Annotated in this window: 17 protein-coding genes and 1 pseudogene; 7 read left to right on the forward strand and 11 right to left on the reverse strand. The window is 72.8% G+C overall.

Features of this window, described 5'->3' with window-relative positions:
- Positions 1-38: 38 nt before the first annotated feature.
- Both hsaD and hsaA read right to left on the reverse strand, forming a co-directional pair.
- Complete coding sequence (gene hsaD / locus ACFC96_RS29770) at positions 39-899, reverse strand: 4,5:9,10-diseco-3-hydroxy-5,9,17-trioxoandrosta-1(10),2-diene-4-oate hydrolase (protein WP_376615019.1); 861 nt, start codon at positions 897-899, stop codon at positions 39-41.
- On the reverse strand, positions 896-2080 hold the full coding sequence (hsaA, locus tag ACFC96_RS29775; protein ID WP_376258533.1) for a 3-hydroxy-9,10-secoandrosta-1,3,5(10)-triene-9,17-dione monooxygenase oxygenase subunit: 1185 nt from the start codon (positions 2078-2080) through the stop codon (positions 896-898). The genes hsaD and hsaA overlap by 4 nt, the downstream gene beginning before the upstream one ends.
- A 214-nt stretch (positions 2081-2294) precedes the next feature.
- On the opposite strand from hsaA, the gene ACFC96_RS29780 reads away from it, so the two are divergent.
- Together ACFC96_RS29780 and ACFC96_RS29785 are read left to right on the forward strand one after the other, a co-directional pair.
- Entirely contained in the window at positions 2295-3002 is a 708-nt protein-coding gene (locus ACFC96_RS29780) for an HAD family hydrolase (RefSeq protein WP_376615021.1), read from the forward strand.
- A 303-nt stretch (positions 3003-3305) separates the two neighbouring features.
- The gene (locus tag ACFC96_RS29785) at positions 3306-4175 is read left to right on the forward strand and encodes an IclR family transcriptional regulator (protein ID WP_376258537.1); all 870 of its coding nucleotides are present in this window, start codon (positions 3306-3308) and stop codon (positions 4173-4175) included.
- Between the two features lie 82 nt (positions 4176-4257).
- On the opposite strand, the gene ACFC96_RS29790 is transcribed toward ACFC96_RS29785, so the two are convergent.
- The 8 genes from ACFC96_RS29790 to ACFC96_RS29825 form a co-directional block, all read right to left on the reverse strand.
- Positions 4258-5262 carry a 2Fe-2S iron-sulfur cluster-binding protein gene (locus ACFC96_RS29790; RefSeq protein ID WP_376615022.1) on the reverse strand — a complete coding sequence of 335 codons (1005 nt, stop codon included), beginning with the start codon at positions 5260-5262 and terminating at the stop codon, positions 4258-4260.
- Positions 5255-5482, reverse strand: coding sequence for a hypothetical protein (locus ACFC96_RS29795; RefSeq protein WP_376615024.1), 228 nt, complete (start codon positions 5480-5482; stop codon positions 5255-5257). Before ACFC96_RS29795 ends, ACFC96_RS29790 begins: the two co-directional genes overlap by 8 nt.
- Positions 5482-6615 carry a Rieske 2Fe-2S domain-containing protein gene (locus tag ACFC96_RS29800; RefSeq protein WP_376615026.1) on the reverse strand — a complete coding sequence of 378 codons (1134 nt, stop codon included), beginning with the start codon at positions 6613-6615 and terminating at the stop codon, positions 5482-5484. Before ACFC96_RS29800 ends, ACFC96_RS29795 begins: the two co-directional genes overlap by 1 nt.
- Positions 6616-6632: 17 nt before the next feature.
- Positions 6633-7658 carry a 4-hydroxy-2-oxovalerate aldolase gene (gene dmpG, locus ACFC96_RS29805; RefSeq protein WP_376258545.1) on the reverse strand — a complete coding sequence of 342 codons (1026 nt, stop codon included), beginning with the start codon at positions 7656-7658 and terminating at the stop codon, positions 6633-6635.
- Positions 7655-8554, reverse strand: coding sequence for an acetaldehyde dehydrogenase (acetylating) (locus ACFC96_RS29810; RefSeq protein ID WP_376258546.1), 900 nt, complete (start codon positions 8552-8554; stop codon positions 7655-7657). Before ACFC96_RS29810 ends, dmpG begins: the two co-directional genes overlap by 4 nt.
- Before the next feature lie 35 nt (positions 8555-8589).
- A complete protein-coding gene (locus tag ACFC96_RS29815) occupies positions 8590-9372 on the reverse strand; it encodes a 2-keto-4-pentenoate hydratase (RefSeq protein ID WP_376258547.1) in 783 nt (260 codons plus the stop codon).
- Between the two features lie 215 nt (positions 9373-9587).
- On the reverse strand, positions 9588-10541 hold the full coding sequence (locus tag ACFC96_RS29820) for an SDR family oxidoreductase (protein WP_376615027.1): 954 nt from the start codon (positions 10539-10541) through the stop codon (positions 9588-9590).
- Between the two features lies 1 nt (position 10542).
- On the reverse strand, positions 10543-11298 hold the full coding sequence (locus tag ACFC96_RS29825) for an SDR family oxidoreductase (RefSeq protein ID WP_376615029.1): 756 nt from the start codon (positions 11296-11298) through the stop codon (positions 10543-10545).
- A gap of 88 nt (positions 11299-11386) precedes the next feature.
- Here ACFC96_RS29825 and ACFC96_RS29830 point away from each other — a divergent pair, with 88 nt between their 5' ends.
- The 5 genes and pseudogenes from ACFC96_RS29830 (at position 11387) to ACFC96_RS29850 (ending at position 15848) form a co-directional block, all read left to right on the forward strand.
- A complete protein-coding gene (locus ACFC96_RS29830; protein WP_376258550.1) occupies positions 11387-12178 on the forward strand; it encodes an enoyl-CoA hydratase family protein in 792 nt (263 codons plus the stop codon).
- Positions 12175-13026, forward strand: a pseudogene (locus ACFC96_RS29835) (CoA transferase subunit A); the annotation flags it as partial. The gene ACFC96_RS29830 and the pseudogene ACFC96_RS29835, both read left to right, overlap by 4 nt.
- 111 nt (positions 13027-13137) lie before the next feature.
- Complete coding sequence (locus ACFC96_RS29840) at positions 13138-13848, forward strand: CoA-transferase subunit beta (protein WP_376615129.1); 711 nt, start codon at positions 13138-13140, stop codon at positions 13846-13848.
- The gene (locus ACFC96_RS29845; protein WP_376258551.1) at positions 13845-14909 is read left to right on the forward strand and encodes an NAD(P)H-dependent flavin oxidoreductase; all 1065 of its coding nucleotides are present in this window, start codon (positions 13845-13847) and stop codon (positions 14907-14909) included. Before ACFC96_RS29840 ends, ACFC96_RS29845 begins: the two co-directional genes overlap by 4 nt.
- Positions 14910-14936: 27 nt before the next feature.
- Positions 14937-15848 carry a tyrosine-protein phosphatase gene (locus tag ACFC96_RS29850; protein WP_376615031.1) on the forward strand — a complete coding sequence of 304 codons (912 nt, stop codon included), beginning with the start codon at positions 14937-14939 and terminating at the stop codon, positions 15846-15848.
- Positions 15849-15924: 76 nt separating this feature from the next.
- On the opposite strand, the gene ACFC96_RS29855 is transcribed toward ACFC96_RS29850, so the two are convergent.
- Positions 15925-17625, reverse strand: a complete 1701-nt coding sequence (locus ACFC96_RS29855) for a DEAD/DEAH box helicase (RefSeq protein ID WP_376615033.1) — start codon at positions 17623-17625, stop codon at positions 15925-15927.
- Positions 17626-17825 lie beyond the last annotated feature (200 nt).

Genomic DNA, 17825 nt, shown 5'->3' on the forward strand with positions numbered 1-17825 from the left:
TGGCTGGTGACTGCTGACCGGTGGCCGGTGGCCAGTGGCTAGGGGCGGAAGAAGTCGATGGCGAGGCGGTTGAACTCGTCGAACCGCTCCGTCTGCGCCCAGTGGCCGCAGTGCGGGAAGACGTGCAGACGCGCGTCCGGGATGGTCTTGAGAGCGACCAGTGCGCCGTCGAGCGGGTTGACGCGGTCCTCGCGGCCCCAGGTGAGGAGTGTGGGGGCAGTGATGCGGTGGGCCTCGCGCCACAGCATCGTGTCGGCGGGCCACTTGGCGAAGGACGCGGCCATGCGGTCGTTGCCGAGCTTGGCCTCGGGGTCGGTGGCCTGGACGTAGCGCTCCTCGACGAACGCGTCGGTGACGATCGAGGCGTCGTACGCGAGGGTGGTGAGGAAGTCGCGCATCATGGCGCGGGTCGGCTCGCCCGAGCCGTTGAACGCGAAGAGCTTCTTGATCCCTTCGGTCGGGTCGGGCGCGAACAGGTTGACGGAGATGCCGCCCGGACCCATCAGGAGGAGCTTGCCGACCTTGCCCGGGTGGTCGAGGGCCATCCGGGTCGCGGTGCCGCCCCCTAGGGAGTTGCCGACGAAGTGCGCCTGGGGGATGGCCAGTTCCTCCATGAGGGCGGCGACGGCATCGGCTGCGTAGGAGAAGAAGTCCTTGGTGAGCTCGGGCTTGTCGGAATTCCCGTAGCAGGGCTGGTCGACCAGGAGGGTGCGGAAGTGCTCCGCGAACACGGGCAGATTGCGGCCGAAGTTGGACCATCCGGAGGCACCGGGGCCGCCGCCGTGCAGCATGATCACGACGGGGGCGTCCGGGGCGTCGGGGCCCGCCTCGTGGTAGTGGAGCGCGAGGCCCGCCGCTTTGACGGTCCGCGAAGTTCCTTGGGCAGTCAGGGTGTTCACAGCATCGTGTCCTGGATGTCGAGGCCGAGGGCGCTCTGGCCGGAGAGGAGGAGGGCGCGCTCGGGGTCGTTGGCGGCGTGACCGCGGCCGGTGTGGACGTCGCGCCAGGCGCGCTGCACCGGGTTGGGGCCGGTGCGCATGGCGCCGCCGCCCGCGTTCTCCATGAGCAGGTCGACGGCGGCGACGGCGCGTTCGGTGGCGAGGACCTGGTCACGGCGGGCACGGGCGCGCAGCGGCATCGGGAGTTCCTCGCCGCGCTCCGCGCAGGCGTACAACTCGGCGATGTTGCGCTGGAGTTGAAGACCAGCGGCGTCGATGTCGGAGGCCGCGCGGGCGATACGGACCTGCGCGAAGGGGTCCTCGGCGACCTGCTCGCCATAGGAGACGCGGAAGCGCTTGCGGGTGGCCTCGATGTACGCGTCGAGGGCGCCCTCGGCGATGCCGACGACGGGGGTGGAGATGGTGGTGGTGAAGACGGCGGCGTACGGGAGGCGGTAGAGCGGCTCCGGGTTGACCGCGTGGCCCGGCACGTTCAGGGCCGTGACGGGGCCGAAGCTGAGGGCGCGGTGCTCAGGCACGAACACGTCGTCGCACACGATGTTGTTGGAGCCGGTGCCGCGCAGGCCGACGGTGTCCCACACGTCGTCGATGCGGTACTGGGTGCGCGGCACGAGGAACGTCCGCATGTCGACGGGCCGGCCGTCCGCGTCCATGACGAGGCCGCCAAGCAGCGCCCAGTCCGCGTGGTCGCAGCCGGAGGAGAAGCTCCAGGAGCCGCTGATGCGGAAGCCGCCGTCGACGGGGGTGACCTTGCCGGTCGGGGCGTACGAGGAGCAGATCCGGGTCGACGGGTCGGCGCCCCACACCTCTTCCTGGGCGCGCGGGTCGTAGAGCGCGACGTGCCAGGGGTGGACGCCGACGACGGACGCGACCCAGCCGGTGGAGCCGCAGGCTCGGGCGATCTCGCGGACGGCGGCGTAGAAGACGGCCGGGTCCGCGGCGAATCCGCCATGGGCCCGGGGCTGGAGGAGCCGGAAGAAGCCGGTCTGCTCCAGGTCCTTGATCGACGTGTCGGGCACCTTGCGCAGCGCCTCCGCCTCGGCGGCGCGTTCGCGCAGCGCCGGCGTGAGGGCGCGGACCGCTTCGAGTACGGCGGCCGCGGTGGCCGGGGATTCGCTCATGCGAGGGCCCTCTCCTGGGTGCGGGTTCGAGTGGCTGGACCGTACGCCCGCCTCCCGCGGGCCGAGAACGGGTGGTTCCCGCTGAGCGGGAACCACGGCGGGTTCCCCCGCTGTCGCCTGTGGGCTGCGTGGATGGCGCGCGCCGTTCACCGGCCTGTCATGCGGGGCGACCGTAATGAGAGGGTCGGCCTGTCCCTTCGGCTTCTGGAGCACTGTGAACACCCCTCGCGCCCACTCCGGCGTGCCCACCCGCGCGCTGCCCGTCGACCCCTCCGCCCTCCAGGCGGTGCTCTTCGACATGGACGGCACGCTCGTCGACACCGAGGACATGTGGCTCGAGGTCGTCGAGGCCGTGTCCGAGCGGCACGGCCGCACCCTGGACGAGGAGGGCCGCGCCGCGGCGCTCGGACGCTCGGTCGAGGACACGGCGGATCTGCTGCACGAGTCCCTCGGCGCGTCCCGCGAGGGCCTCGCGGACGAACTGGGCAGGGGCTTCACCGCCCGGATCGCCGAGGGCGCGCCGCCGCGGCCGGGCGCCCTCGGGCTGCTGACCGCACTGCGCGCGGCCGGAATCCCGACGGCGCTGGTGTCGGCGTCGCCTCGCGCGGTGGTGCGCCGGATCGCCGGCTCCCTGGACGGACACGTCTTCGACGCGGTGTACGGGGCCGAGGACACGCCGCGCACGAAGCCGGCGCCGGACCCGTATCTCGCGGCGGCCGCGGCGCTCGGCGTGGAGCCCGCGCGGTGCGTCGCGGTGGAGGACACCCCGACGGGGGTGGCGTCGGCGGAGGCAGCGGGGTGCGCGGTCCTCGCGGTCCCGTCGGTGCGGCCGATCGCTCCGGCCCCGGGCCGCACGGTCGTCGCCGATCTCACGGGGGCGGACGTGGGGCTGCTGCGGTCCCTCGTGGCGGGCACGGCGTGACGAGGACGGGCGCGCGGCGGCGAGCGACGTGACGAGCACAGGCACGCGGCGACGAGCGACGTGACGAGCACAGGCACGCGGCGACGAGCGACGTGACGAGCACGAGCACAGGCACGCGGCGACGGACGGCGTGAGGAGGACGGGCGTGCCGGAGCGATCGACTCGAGAGCGACAGGTATGCCGAACCGAAATACATAGCTCCCGGCTCTTCCCCTGGGCCGAGGGCGCATGGCAAGGTCGGCGCGAGGTCGTCAACGCGCCCGCAATGTCGCGGATGCGCCCTGTTGTCCTGGGGGTTCAGCCATGCCCGAGCAGACCGGGATCGTCGGGGGCGCCGCGCCCTCGCTCCTGGAGAAGGCCGCGAAGGTGCTCGGCGCCTTCGACGGCGCGCAGCCGCGTCTCTCCCTCACGGAGGTGATCCGGCGCTCCGGGATCCCCCGGTCCTCCGCCCACCGCATCCTCGACCAGCTGGTACGGCTCGGCTGGCTCGACCGGGAGGGCAGGGACTACCGGATGGGCATGGGGATGCTCGAACTGGGCGCGCTCGCCGCCCACCACAACCGGCTGCGCCGGACGGCGCTCCCCCGGCTGCACGCGCTGCACGAGTCGACCGGGCACCTGGTGCACCTGTACGTCCTCGACGGCGCCGAAGTGGTCTGCCTGGAACGGATCGGCGGTCTGCACGACACGTCGGTGCCCTCCCGGGTCGGCGGCCGCATGCCCGCGTACTGCACGGCCGCCGGCAAGGCGGTCCTCGCGTTCAGCGACCCCGCCACCGTCGAGGGCGTCCTCGCGCAGGGGCTGCGCCCCCGCACGCCGCGCACCCTCACGCAGCCGACCGCGCTGCGCTCCGCGCTCGCCGCGGCCCGCGACCGGGGTGTCGCCTTCGACCGCGAGGAGAGCCACCGCGACGTCGTCTGCGTCGCGGCCCCGCTGCGCGGCGCGGGCCGGGCCGTCGCCGCGATCTCCCTGTCCGGCAAGGGGCTGACGGCCCAGCGTGACCTGGAACGCCTCGCGCCCGCCGTGCTCGCCTGCGCCCGCACGGTCTGGCGCGACCTGTACGGCCCCGGCCGCGCGACCCGCTCGGCGCCGCCGCCGAGCTGCGCGCCCGGCGTCTCCGAGCAGGCGCTGGACAACATGATGGGGTGGCTGCGGACGAGTGAGTGGATGTAGCGGGCGGACCTGCTCCCGAGGTGCCTGGCCCGACCCCACCGCGCGGGCCGGGCCCCTCGGATGCGGACCCCGCCCGCGCCCCTCAGGAGTACGTGACCCCCACCGCGTCCGACACGGGCAGCGCCTGGCACGCGAGGACGTACCCCTCGTCGAGGTCCCGCTGGTCGAGGATCTCGTTGCGCGCCATCGTGACCTCCCCCTTGGTGACCCGGCAGCAGCACGCGCTGCACGCTCCCTCGCGGCACGAGAAAGGGGCGTCGACGCCGGCCGCGAGCAGGGCGTCGAGCAGCGGCGTCCCGGCGGGCCACGCCACTTCCCGCTCCTCGCCGTCGAGTTCCACGTGCAGCCGGTGGTCGTCGGCGTCCGGCCCGGCCCCGCCCTGGCGCTCGGACCGGCCCTCCGGCTCGGCGAACACGTCGTCGCCGAGCGAGAAGTACCGCTCCCTGCGCACGGACCGGCCGCCCACCGCCCGTAGCGCCTGCTCGGCCGCGTCCATCAACGGCGCGGGCCCGCACAGATAGGCGTCGCGTCCCGCGTACGGGGCGAGGGGTGCGCGCAGGGCGGCGGCCGTGGGCAGGCCCTGGAGGGTCTCCAGCCAGTGCACGACGGTGAGCCGGCCCGCGAACTCGACTCCCAGAAGCCGGAGTTCCTCGCGGAAGATGACCGACTCCTCGTCGCGGTTCGCGTACAGGAGGGCGACCCGGCCGCGGCCCGCGGCGAGCGCCGACTTGGCGATGGAGACGACGGGCGTGATGCCGCTGCCGCCCGCCACGAGCAGCACGTCCCCGTCGAGGTCAGGTGGCGTGAACGTCCCCGCGGGCGGCAGGACCTCCAGCTCGTCGCCGGGCTCGACGCTTTCGCAGATCCAGCCCGACCCGACTCCCCCGGCGACCGCCTTCACGGTGACCTTCATGGGCTCGCCGGTGTGCGGGGAGCTGGCCAGGGAGTAGCAGCGGGCCCCGCCACCGGGCAGTCGCACGGTCATGAACTGGCCGGGTTTGTAAGGGAGTTGCGCGTCCAGGACAAGAGAGACCGCGTCGGCCGTCTCCCGTATCACCTCCGCGACCCGAACCCTCACGCTAGGCATCCGCGACCTCCAGGAGGCCGCTCGCGACCGCCACGTCGATGCTCGCCCGCAGCGGCGCGCAGCCCCGTACCCGCGCGCTCAGTTCGCCGGCCGTGACGCGCTCCGCGATGATCGGGCAGACCGCGGCCGCCTCCTCGGTCCACTGGATCTGCGTGTGGGCGGCGCTGAACTTCTCGCACAGGACCTGGTTTCCGCAGGCCCCGCACCGCACGGGCCGCATCAGTCGGCCTCCCGCCGGGCGAGGTTCTCCTCGACCTCGGCGCGCCAGGCGGCGGTCGCGCGCTCGGTGTCGATCTCGAACTCGAAGCGCCGCACCATCTCGTCCTTGACGTCACCGGCGTCGACGTAGAACTGCTCGTACCAACGGCGCAGTTGGTAGACGGGACCGTCCTCCTCGGTGAGGAGCGGATTGTCGATGCGGGTCTTGTTCCGCCAGATCTCGACGTCCTGCTCGAAGCCGACCGCGAGGCCCTCGGAGGTGAGCCGGGCGGCGTCGGCTGCCTGCTCGTCAGTCATGCCGGGCAGCTTCCTGACGATCGCGCCGTACATGAGCATGAAGCTGTTCTCGTCGATCGGGTAGTGGCAGTTGATCAGGACGGACTCCATCTCGACACCGCCCCCGACATCGCTCCACAGCTTGTCGATCATGTACGAGGGGCCGAAGTACGAGGCGTCGGAACGCAGGCCGCCGCCGGTGGACAGCGTGCCGAGCTCCACGTCGCCGCGCGGCGTGGACTCCATGTACTGGGTGGCGACATGGCCGTCGAAGATGTTCTTGAAGTAGTTCGGGAACGCGTAGTGGACGTAGAAGAAGTGCGCCATGTCGACGACGTTGTCCACGATCTCGCGGCAGTTGGAGTTCTCGACGCGCAGCGCGCTCCAGGACCAGTCGGACCACTCGGGGCTGCCGAAGCCCTCGATCTCCGGGATGGTGACGCCGGGCGGGGGCTCATTGCCCTCGGGGTCGTGCCACACGTAGAGCTGCCCGTTGCGTTCGAGGGTGGTCCAGGCGCGGGTCCTGGCGCGCGGCGGGACGCGGCGCGCGTACGGGATGCCGGCGCAGCGCCCGTCGCCCGCCCAGCGCCAGTCGTGGAACGGGCAGGCGACGGCGTCGCCCTTGACGGTGCCGTGGGCGAGATTGCCGCCCATGTGGGGGCAGTACGCGTTGAGTACGTGCAGGCGGTCGCCGTCCTCCCCCCGGAAGACGACGAGCTTCGTGCCGAACGCCTCGACCTCGTGCGGGCCGCCGTCACGGAAGGCGGTGGCCAGACCCAGGCAGTGCCAGCCGCGGGCGTAGCGGGCCGGCGGCGCGGTGGCCTCGATGACGCGGACCTCTTGCTGCTGTGCGGTCATGTCGCGTGTCCTGCCCTTCAGTCGCGTGCGGCGAGTTCGACGGCGATGTCGATGAGCTGGTCCTCCTGGCCGCCGACGAGGCGGCGTTCGCCGGCGCGCAGCAGGATCTCGGCGCCGGAGACGCCGTAGCGCTCCGCCTGCCGGTAGGCGTGCTTGAGGAAGCTGGAGTAGACGCCGGCGTGCCCCATCAGGAGGGACATCCGGTCGAGCAGGCACTCGTCGTCCATGACGGGCCGCACGACGTCCTCGGCCGCGTCGATGATCTTCAGTACGTCGATGCCGGTGCGCAGGCCCATCTTGTGGCAGACGGCGGCGAACGCCTCGACGGGCGTGTTGCCCGCGCCCGCGCCGAGCCGCCGCGTCGAACCGTCGATCTGCAGTGCTCCGGCGCGCACGGCGGCCACGGAATTGCCGACGCCCAGGCCGAGGTTCTCGTGGCCGTGGAAGCCGACCTGCGCGTCGTCGCCCAGCTCGGCGACGAGCGCGGACACCCGGTCGGTGACGTCGTCCATCACCAGGGCGCCGGCCGAGTCGACGACGTACACGCACTGGCAGCCGGCGTCGGCCATGATCCTGGCCTGGGCGGCGAGCCGCTCCGGCGTCGTGGAGTGCGCCATCATCAGGAATCCGACGGTCTCCAGGCCCATCTCCCGGGCCAGGCCGAAGTGCTGGACGGAGATGTCGGCCTCCGTGCAGTGCGTCGCGATGCGGCACACGCTGGCGCCGTTCGCGTGCGCGGCCCTGATGTCGTCCTTCACACCGAGGCCGGGCAGCATCAGGAACGCGATGCGTGCCTGCCGCGCCGTGTCGACGGCGGCCTTGATGAGCTCCTGCTCGGGCGTCTTCGAGAACCCGTAGTTGAAGGACGAGCCGCCCAGGCCGTCGCCGTGCGTGACCTCGATGACGGGCACTCCCGCGCCGTCGAGGGCGCCGACGACGCGGCGTACGTCGTCGGCGGTGAACTGGTGACGCTTCGCGTGCGAACCGTCGCGCAGCGACGAGTCGGTGACACGGATGTCGAGCGTCTCGGAGTACGGCTTCACTTGCGGATCCCCTTCGCGAGCTCCTCGCCGACCTTCGTCGCGGCGGCGGTCATGATGTCGAGGTTTCCTGCGTACGGCGGCAGGAAGTCGCCCGCGCCCTCCACCTCCAGGAAGATCGCTACGCGCGCCATCCCGCCGTTCATGGGTGACGGGTCGTCGAACTGCGGTTCCGTGCGCAGCCGGTAGCCCGGCACGTACGTCGCCACGCTCTCGGCGACCTCCTTGACGGAGAGGGCGATCGCGTCCCGGTCGGCGTCCTCGGGGATGGCGCAGAAGACGGTGTCGCGCATGATGACGGGCGGCTCGGCCGGGTTGAGGATGATGATCGCCTTGCCGCGCGCGGCGCCGCCGATCTCCTCGATGCCGCGGGACGTCGTCCGGGTGAACTCGTCGATGTTCGCGCGGGTGCCGGGTCCCGCGGACACCGAGGCGACGGAGGCCACGATCTCCGCGTACGCGACGGGCACGACGCGTGAGACCGCGTACACCATGGGGATGGTGGCCTGGCCGCCGCAGGTGATCATGTTGATGTTGGGCGCGTCCAGATGCGCCGTGAGGTTCGCGGGCGGGACCACGGCGGGGCCGACGGCGGCCGGGGTGAGGTCGATGGCCCTGATGCCCAGTTCGGCGTAGCGCGGGGCGTTGGCGCGGTGGACGTAGGCGCTCGTCGCCTCGAAGACGAGGTCGGGCAGCTCGTCCTGGGCCAGGAGCGTCTCGACGCCCTCGTGACTCGCCTCGACCCCCAGCTTCCGCGCCCGCGCGAGGCCCGCGCTGTCGGGGTCCACGCCGATCATCCAGCGCGGCTCGATGTACGGGGAGCGGTGGAGCTTGTGGAGGAGGTCGGTGCCGATGTTCCCGGAGCCGACGATCGCGGCGGTGACCTTTTTCGCAGTCATGTGTACCTCAGCAGAGAGTCAGCGGACCCGTCGGGTCATCGGAACGAGAGCGATACGGCGCCGAGTCCGGTGAACTCGGCGGTGTAGGTGCGGCCCGCCTCGACGTCGACGGCGCGGGTGCAGGAGCCGGGCAGGATGACGTGCCCCTTGCGCAGGGGCACGTCGAAGCGGGCGACGGTGCGGGCCAGCCAGGCGACGGAGACCGCGGGGTCACCGAGGACGGCGTCACCGCGGCCCTGCGCGATCTCGTCGCCGTCGCAGGTGAGCCGGGCCTCGACGGCCTTCAGATCGAGGTCGCGCGGGTCGCGGCCCGCGCCGATGACGTAACCGGCGGACGAGGCGTTGTCGGCGATCGTGTCGGCGATGGTGATGCGCCAGTCGGCGATCCGGCTGTCGATCAACTCCAGTGCGGGCACGACGCGTTCGGTCGCGGCGAGGACGTCGGCCGGGGTGCAGCCCTCGCCCGGCAGGTCGTCGCCGAGTACGAATCCGATCTCGACCTCGACGCGGGGCGCGCAGTAGCGGACGGTGTCCACGGGCTGGTCCTCGCGCAGCTCCATGTCGTCGAGGAGATGGCCGTAGTCGGGCTCGTCCACGCCCATCATGCGCTGCATCACCGGCGACGAGAGGCCCACCTTGTGCCCGGTGACCTGGGCACCCAGGGCGGTCCTGTGCCGGATGTTGATCAGCTGGATCTCGTACGCGTCCTCGGTTCCGATGCCCTCGAACGCGCCGGCCAGGGGCGCCACGGGGCTGCGGCCGAGCTCGGCGCGACGCAAGCGCGCGGCGGCCTCCTGCCGGCTGCGGACGTCAAGCATCTCGGCTCCTTGGGGTGACGGTCCGGCCCGCGGTGCGGTGCACCGCGGTGGGCCAGACGGTAGGCCGGAGCCGCGACGCGCAGGGAGGCCGGATTCCCGCTCAGCGGGAAGGTGACGGGGTGGCCCGTGGGGACAGCCGGGGCACGCCCCCGCCGGGGGCGTCACCCGCTCCCCCCGTAGGGACAGCCGCAGGCACCCCCCCCCACTGAGAGGCGTCACCCGCTCCCGTACACCGCCCCCGGCACCTCCGCCCTGCCGAGGAGTTCCCTCGCCGCCTCCCCCGCCTCGGCCGGGGTCCAGCGCGACGCCTTGTCGGCGGTGGGGCCCGGGCGCCAGCCCTCCATGACCGTGATGCGGCCGGCCTCCGCCTCGAAGACACGGCCGGTCACTCCGTCGCTGGCGGCGGAGCCGAGCCACACCACCACCGGCGACACGTTCTCCGGGGCCATCGCGTCGAAGCCGTCCTCGGGGGCGGTCATGGTGTCGGCGAACGTGCGCTCCGTCATGCGGGTGCGGGCCGCCGGTGCGACCGCGTTCACCTGCACCCCGTACCGCCCCATCTCCGCCGCGGCGACCAGGGTCAGACCCACGATGCCGGCCTTCGCCGCGCTGTAGTTGCCCTGGCCCACCGAGCCGAGCAGACCCGCCCCCGACGACGTGTTCACGACCCGGGCCGAGGGTGTCCTGCCTGCCTTCGCCTCCGCGCGCCAGTGCGCCGCCGCGTGCTTCAAGGGCAGGAAGTGGCCCTTGAGATGCACTCGCACGACCGCGTCCCAGTCGTCCTCGTCGAGGTTGACCAGCATCCGGTCGCGCAGGAAGCCCGCGTTGTTGACCAGCGTGTCCAGGCGTCCGAACGTGTCGAGGGCCGTGGCGACGAGGGACGCGGCGCCGTCCGTGGTCGCGATGTCCCCGCCGTGGGCGACCGCCTCGCCGCCGAAGGCCCGTATCTCCGCCACCACTTGGGCCGCCGGACTGTCCGGTGCGGGGGCCCCGTCCAGGCCCACCCCCAGGTCGTTGACCACGACCCGCGCGCCCTCGGCGGCGAACGCCAGCGCGTGCGCGCGCCCCAGTCCGCGCCCGGCCCCCGTCACGATGACGACGCGCCCCGCGCACAGCCCAGAACCCGTACCGGTGTCCGCAGCCACAGCCGCTCCCTTGTCGTTCGTCATGTCACGCCTCCTTGTTGACCGTTGCCGCGTCCAGGAACGCCGGACGCTCCCCGCCTCCGTGCACGAGGAGGCTCGCCCCCGTGATGTACGACGCGGCGCCCGAGGCGAGGAACACCGCCGCGTCCCCGATCTCCGAGGGCTCGGCGAGGCGTCCGACCGGCACCGTGCGCCCCACCGCCGCCACGCCTTCCTCGTCCCCGTAGTGCAGATGGGACAGTTCGGTGCGCACCATCCCCAGGACCAGCGTGTTCACCCGTATCTCGGGCGCCCACTCCACCGCCATCGAGCGCGCCAGGTTCTCCAGACCCGCCTTGGCCGCCCCGTACGCCGCCGTGCCCGGCGAGGGTCTCGCGCCGCTCACGCTGCCGATCATCACGACGGAGCCGCGCGTGCGCCGCAGTTGTTCGCGCGCGGCCAGCGACGCGGTCATCGGTGCCGTGAGATTGAGCTCGACCACGCGCGCGTGCCGCTCCGCGTCGGACTCCCCGAGCAGCCGGTACGGCGTACCTCCCGCGTTGTTCACCAGCACGTCCACCTGGTCGAGGCCCGCGAAGAAGCGCCGTACGGCCGGGCCGTCCCGCAGGTCGACGGGGATGAACTCGCAGCCGGGCAGCGGCTCTTCGGGCGGTCTGCGCGCGCACACCACCACGTCCGCCCCCGCCCGCACGAACGCCGCCGCGATCCCGGCTCCCACACCCCGGGTGCCCCCGGTGACGACCGCGACCTTCCCCCTCAGGGGCCTTGAGCTCAGATCCACGCCATCCACCTCAGGTCCATTCCGCTCGTCCCCATCGCCTGCTACCTTCCTACCAAACAAACGTTAGGTGGAAAGGTAGCTGAACGCCATGGGTGTCTCCACCTCCTCACCCGAAAAGGGGATCGCCGTCGTCACGGTGGACTTCCCTCCGGTCAACGCGCTGCCGGTGCGAGGCTGGTACGACCTGGCCGACGCCCTGCGCGCGGCGGGCCGCGACCCGGACATACGCTGTGTCGTCCTCGCCTCCGAGGGCCGCGGGTTCAACGCGGGCGTCGACATCAAGGAGATGCAGCGCGACACGGCGTCCGGCGGCCACGGCGCCCTCATCGGCGCGAACCGCGGCTGCTACGAGGCCTTCGCGGCCGTGTACGAGTGCGAGGTGCCCGTCGTCGCCGCGGTCAACGGCTTCTGCCTGGGCGGCGGCATCGGACTCGTGGGCAACGCGGACGCGATCGTCGCCTCGGACGACGCCACGTTCGGCCTCCCCGAGCTCGACCGCGGAGCGCTGGGCGCCGCGACGCATCTCGCCAGACTGGTGCCGCAGCACCTGATGCGCGCCCTCTACTACACCTCCCGCACGGCGACGGCGCAGGAGCTGCACGCGCACGGTTCCGTCTGGAAGGTCGTGCCACGCGCCGAACTCGGTGCCGCCGCACTGGACCTGGCCCGCGAGATCGCCCGCAAGGACGGCTCGCTCATCCGACTCGCCAAGGCCGCGATCAACGGCATCGACCCCGTCGACGTACGCCGGAGCTACCGCTTCGAGCAGGGCTTCACCTTCGAGGCGAACCTCAGCGGCGTCGCGGACCGCATCCGCGACACGTTCGGCACGGACACGGACACGGACACGGACACGGCAACCGAGGGGGAAGCCGAATGACGGACAAGACCATGACGCCCGAGGACGTCGTCGCCCGCCTCCGCAGCGGCATGACCATCGGCATCGGCGGCTGGGGTTCGCGGCGCAAGCCCATGGCCCTGGTGCGGGCCCTGCTGCGCAGCGACGTCACGGACCTGACCGTCATCGCGTACGGCGGTCCTGACGTCGGCCTGCTCGCCGCCGCCGGGAAGATCCGCAAGCTGGTCACCGCCTTCGTGACCCTCGACTCGATCCCGCTCGAACCGCACTTCCGCGAGGCCCGCCAGCGCGGCGCGTTCGAGCTGACGGAGGTCGACGAGGCGATGTTCATGTGGGGCCTGCACGCCGCGGCGAACCGGCTCCCCTTCATCCCGGTACGGGCCGGCATCGGCTCGGACGTCATGCGCGTCAACCCCGGTCTCAGGACGGTCGGTTCGCCGTACGAGGACGGGGAGACCCTGGTCGCGATGCCGGCGCTGCGGATGGACGCGGCGCTCGTCCACATGAACCGCGCGGACCGGCACGGCAACGGCCAGTACCTGGGCCCCGACCCGTACTTCGACGACCTGTTCTGCGAGGCGGCCGACACGGCGTACGTGTCCTGCGAGGAGCTGGTGGAGGGATTCGGCGACGTGGGGGACGCCGTTCCGCAGACCCTTCTCGTCAAGCGGCACGCGGTCACCGGCGTCGTCGAGACACCGAACGGCGCGCACTTCACGTCGTGCGCCCCCGACTACGGCCGGGACGAGGCCTTCCAGAAGCTGTACGCGACCACGCCCTGGCCCGAGTTCGCCGAGCGCTTCCTGCCTGCGCGCGGCGACGAGAAGAGCTACCAGGAAGCGGTACGCAGCTGGCACGCGGAGCAGCAGGAGCACGCGGGGCCGGCCACCGGCGCGGCCACGCGCACACCTGCGCCCGTCCCGGCGACGGGAACCACCCCGGGAACGACCACCACCCCCACCCGCGCCGAATACTGCGTCATCGCCTGCGCGGACGCCTGGCGCGACAGCGGCGAGATCCTGGCCAGTCCGATGGGACTGATCCCGTCCGTCGGCGCCCGCCTCGCCAGGCACACGTTCTCCCCCGATCTGCTCCTCACCGACGGCGAGGCGATGACCGTGGGTCTCGGCGGGGAGCCGGAGGGCTGGCTTCCGTACCGTCAGCACCTGACCATGGTCACCGGCGGCAGGCGTCACGTGATGATGGGCGCGAGCCAGATCGACCGGCACGGCAACCAGAACATCTCGTGCATCGGCGACTGGGACCGCCCCGACCGCCAGCTCCTCGGCGTCCGCGGGGCGCCCGTGAACACCCTCAACAATCCGGTGAGTTACTGGGTGCCCAAGCACTCCGCGCGCGTGTTCGTCGAGAAGGTCGACATGATCAGCGGGGTCGGGTACGACAGCGCCGCCGCGGCCGGACCCTCGGCGACGCGCTACCACCGCATCCCGCGCGTCGTGTCGAACCTCGGCGTCTTCGACTTCGAGACTCCGGACCGCTCGATGCGGCTCGCGTCCGTGCACCCCGGAGTCACCGTCGACGAGGTGATCGCGGCGACGGGCTTCCCCCTGGCCCTGCCGGACGGGGGCGAGGTGCCGCAGACGCGCGAGCCCACCCCTGAGGAGCTGCGGCTGATCCGCGAGGTCATCGACCCGAAGGGCCTGCGCGACCGCGAGGTCAGGACCGTATGAGCGACGCGACCCTCGAGACGGCGTTCACCGAGCTGGTCGGTGTCCGCCATCCGCTCGTACAGACCGGCATGGGCTGGGTCGCGGGCCCGCGCCTCGTGTCGGCGTCGGCGAACGCCGGGGCGCTCGGCATCCTCGCCTCCGCCACCATGACCCTCGATCAGCTCAGGTCGGCGGTGCGCGAGGTGAAGTCCCGTACGGACGAGCCCTTCGGGGTCAATCTGCGCGCGGACGCCGGTGACGCGCGGGACCGGGTGCGGGTGATCATCGACGAGGGGGTGCGGGTCGCCTCGTTCGCGCTCGCGCCGTCCCGTGACCTGATCGCCGAGCTGAAGGACGCCGGCGTCGTCGTCATCCCGTCCATCGGTGCCCGGCGGCACGCGGAGAAGGTCGCCGCCTGGGGCGCGGACGCCGTCATCGTGCAGGGCGGCGAGGGCGGCGGGCACACGGGGGACGTCGCGACGACGGTGCTCCTGCCGCAGGTCGTGGACGCCGTGGACATCCCCGTGATCGGCGCGGGCGGGTTCCACGACGGGCGCGGCCTGGTCGCCGCCCTCGCGTACGGGGCGGCCGGCGTCGCCATGGGCACCCGTTTCCTGCTCACCTCCGACTCGACCGTCCCGGACGCGGTGAAGGCGAGATATCTGGCCGCCACGGTCAAGGACGTCACGGTGACGACCGCCGTGGACGGTCTGCCGCACCGCATGCTGCGGACGGATCTCGTCGACTCGCTGGAGCGGTCGGGGCGCACGCGCGCGCTCGTGCAGGCCGTGCGGCGGGCCGCCGGGTTCAGGAAGCTGTCGGGCCTGAGCTGGCCGCAGATGGTCCGCGACGGACTGGCGATGAAGCACGGCAAGGAACTGTCGTGGAGCCAGGTCCTGCTCGCCGCGAACACCCCCGTGCTCCTCAAGGCGTCCATGGTCGAGGGCCGCACCGACCTCGGCGTCATGGCGTCGGGCCAGGTCGCGGGGGTGATCGAGGACCTCCCCAGCTGCGAGGAGCTCGTCACCCGCGTGATGTCCGAAGCCCGGCACGTGCTCGGCACCCTGCCTACCCCAGGGTGATCCCGCTTCCCGCAAGGGAGTTCAGCGATGCCACGCACCGTTTCGAGACGCGCCCTCGTCGGCGCCGCGCTCACCACCCTGACGGCCGCGGCCGTCGCGCCCGGTGCCGCCGCGGCCGGACGGCGTCCGTACCAGGACCCGCCGATCCGGCACATCCCGCTCCAGGGCGCGGTCAACGTCCGCGACCTGGGCGGCTACCGGGCCCTCGGCGGCCGTCGTGTCCGCCACGGACTCGTCTACCGCTCCGACGCCCTGTCCAAGCTCACCGACGCCGACGTCACCACGCTCGCGGGCCTCGGTCTGCGCCGGGTGGTCGACTACCGGGTCCCGGTGGAGATCCAGTACGACGGCGCGGACCGCCTCCCCGCGGGCCTCACCCCGCAGTCACGGCCCGTCTCCGACAACGGCCTGTACGCGCAGATGATGGCCGCGATCGGTTCCAAGGACCCCGTGCGGCAGGAGGAGATGCTCGGCGGCGGCCGGGCGGCCGCGTTCATGCGGAGCGTGTATCCGCGGTTCGTGTCGGACGTGGACAACCGCGCGCGGTTCGCGGCCACACTGCGCGACGCCGCGTACGGCACCGGGGACCGGGGCGCACTCCTGTACCACTGCACATCGGGGAAGGACCGCACGGGCTGGACGACGTATGTCCTCCTGTTGCTGCTCGGCGTCCCCGAACGGACCGCCGTGGAGGACTACTTGGCGTCGAACGGGTTCCGTGCCGCGTACGACGCGAAGGTGCGCGACGGGCTGAAGCAGTCCGGCATGATGCTCGACCCGGACCTGCTGATCCCGCTCCAGGAGGTCCGTACGGAGTATCTGTCGGCGGCCGTCGACCAGGCGCGGGCGGACTACGGAAGCCTGGGCCGGTACGTCTCGCGGGGGCTCGGCCTCGACGGGCACACGGTCGCGGCCCTGCGTCACCGGCTCCTCGACTGACGCGAACGCGAAGCGGGGCGGTGGGGCGAGGCTGTTCACCTCGTCCCACCGCCCCGCCGTTCAGCTGGAGTACGGGTTACGCGGCCGCGCCGCGCCCGGCGTCACGCGGACCGCGCCGCGCCCGGCCGCCGCGCCCGCCGGCACTCTGACCTGCGCCGCCCTGCCCGGGACCGCCCTGGGAACGGCCGCCCTGGCCCCGGCCACCGGCGCCCTGGGAGCGGCCGCCCTGGACGGCCTGGCCGCGCCCGCCGCCCTGGCCGCCGCCTTCGCCGCGCCCGGCCTGCGCGCGCCCGCCCTGGGCACGCCCCGCCTGGCCGGCGCCCTGTCCGCGTCCGCTGCCGCCGCGGCTGCGCCGCGGCTTGCGGGCACCGGAGGCGGCCGGAGCGGTCGGCTCGGGGACCTCGATGACGGCGGGGACGCCGGAGGGCTCGCGCGCGCCGGTGATACGGACGAGCTCTTCGTCGGTGGACTTGACCTGCGTGGTCTGCGGGCGGATGCCCGCGTCCCGCATGAGGCGCGTGACGTCGCGCTTCTGCTCGGGCAGGACCAGCGTGACGACGCTGCCGGACTCACCGGCGCGGGCGGTGCGGCCGCCGCGGTGCAGGTAGTCCTTGTGCTCGGTCGGCGGGTCGACGTTCACGACGAGGCCGAGGTCGTCGACGTGTATGCCGCGGGCGGCGACGTTCGTGGCGACGAGGGCCGTGACCCGGCCGTCCTTGAACTGCTCCAGGGTGCGGTTGCGCTGCGGCTGCGAGCGTCCGCCGTGCAGCGGCGCCGCGAGGACACCGCTGGCGAGGAGCCGCTTGGCGAGCCGGTCGGCGGACCGCTTGGTGTCGACGAAGAGGATCACGCGGCCTTCGCGGGCGGCGATGCGCGCGGTCACGGCCTTCTTGTCGGTCTCGTCGAGCACGTGCAGGACGTGGTGCTCCATCGTGGTGACGGCGCCCGCCGACGGGTCCACGGAGTGGACGACCGGGTCGGTGAGGAACTGCCGGACCAGCCGGTCGACGTTCCGGTCGAGCGTCGCCGAGAACAGCATGGTCTGGCCGCCCGGGGCGACCTGCTTGAGGAGCGCCGTGACCTGCGGCATGAAGCCCATGTCGGCCATCTGGTCGGCCTCGTCGAGGACGGTGATCCGCACCTCGGACAGGTCGCAGTCACCTCGCTCGATGAGGTCCTTGAGGCGGCCGGGCGTCGCCACGACGACGTCCGCGCCGCGGCGCAGGGAGGACGCCTGACGCGAGATCGACATGCCGCCGACGACGGTGGTCAGGCGGAGCCTGACGGCGCCCGCGTACGGCGTGAGGGCGTCGGTGACCTGCTGGGCGAGCTCGCGGGTCGGCACGAGGACGAGGGCCAGCGGCATGCGCGGCTCCGCCTTGAGGCCGGCGGTGCGGGCGAGCATCGGCAGGCCGAACGCGAGGGTCTTGCCGGAGCCGGTGCGGCCGCGACCGAGGAGGTCGCGTCCCGCGAGGGAGTTGGGGAGGGTGGCGCCCTGGATGGGGAACGGCTCGGTGACGCCCTGCTCGGTGAGCGTCTTCAGAAGGCCGGCCGGCATGTCGAGCTCGGCGAACGTCGCGGCCGCGGGCAGCGCGGGCGTCGTGTTCTCCGGCATCGTGAATTCCTGCGGCGGCGTGGGCCTGCGCTCGGGAACGCGGCCCCTTCCACCGGACCTTCCGCCCCGGGGATTCCTTCCGGCGTTCCCGGCGCCCGCGCTTCCTGAAGCGGATGCGGACCGGTTGCGGGTCGGGCGGGGCGGACGTGCGGGGTTAGCCATGCGGGCATGCCTTCCTGGGCCTGGGCGGCCGGGAGCCGGTGGCCATCGACGCGTCTAGGGTCTGTCGTCACCTTCCCGTTCGCCGGGGAGCAGGCCGCCGGGCGGACGGGAAGGTGACCACAGGCCCCACGGGGCCGCCGGCCTGGGGACAGCACGGGCCGGGGCCCGCACCTTCGCGGTGCGGACCCCGGCCGTGGGGT

Origin of the sequence: Streptomyces sp. NPDC055955 (assembly GCF_042270245.1) — a bacterium.
Taxonomy (GTDB): Bacteria; Actinomycetota; Actinomycetes; order Streptomycetales; family Streptomycetaceae; genus Streptomyces.

Bases quoted from the DNA above. Each gene is read 5' to 3' on its own strand.
- ACFC96_RS29815 (WP_376258547.1), bottom strand. From the start codon at position 9,372: ATGCTTGACGTCCGCAGCCGGCAGGAGGCCGCCGCGCGCTTGCGTCGC.
- ACFC96_RS29795 (WP_376615024.1), bottom strand. From the start codon at position 5,482: ATGCGGCCCGTGCGGTGCGGGGCCTGCGGAAACCAGGTCCTGTGCGAG.
- ACFC96_RS29855 (WP_376615033.1), bottom strand. From the start codon at position 17,625: ATGGCTAACCCCGCACGTCCGCCCCGCCCGACCCGCAACCGGTCCGCA.
- ACFC96_RS29810 (WP_376258546.1), bottom strand. From the start codon at position 8,554: ATGACTGCGAAAAAGGTCACCGCCGCGATCGTCGGCTCCGGGAACATC.
- ACFC96_RS29845 (WP_376258551.1), top strand. From the start codon at position 13,845: ATGAGCGACGCGACCCTCGAGACGGCGTTCACCGAGCTGGTCGGTGTC.
- ACFC96_RS29820 (WP_376615027.1), bottom strand. From the start codon at position 10,541: ATGACGAACGACAAGGGAGCGGCTGTGGCTGCGGACACCGGTACGGGT.
- hsaA (WP_376258533.1), bottom strand. From the start codon at position 2,080: ATGAGCGAATCCCCGGCCACCGCGGCCGCCGTACTCGAAGCGGTCCGC.
- ACFC96_RS29790 (WP_376615022.1), bottom strand. From the start codon at position 5,262: ATGCCTAGCGTGAGGGTTCGGGTCGCGGAGGTGATACGGGAGACGGCC.
- ACFC96_RS29785 (WP_376258537.1), top strand. From the start codon at position 3,306: ATGCCCGAGCAGACCGGGATCGTCGGGGGCGCCGCGCCCTCGCTCCTG.
- ACFC96_RS29850 (WP_376615031.1), top strand. From the start codon at position 14,937: ATGCCACGCACCGTTTCGAGACGCGCCCTCGTCGGCGCCGCGCTCACC.
- ACFC96_RS29830 (WP_376258550.1), top strand. From the start codon at position 11,387: ATGGGTGTCTCCACCTCCTCACCCGAAAAGGGGATCGCCGTCGTCACG.
- ACFC96_RS29800 (WP_376615026.1), bottom strand. From the start codon at position 6,615: ATGACCGCACAGCAGCAAGAGGTCCGCGTCATCGAGGCCACCGCGCCG.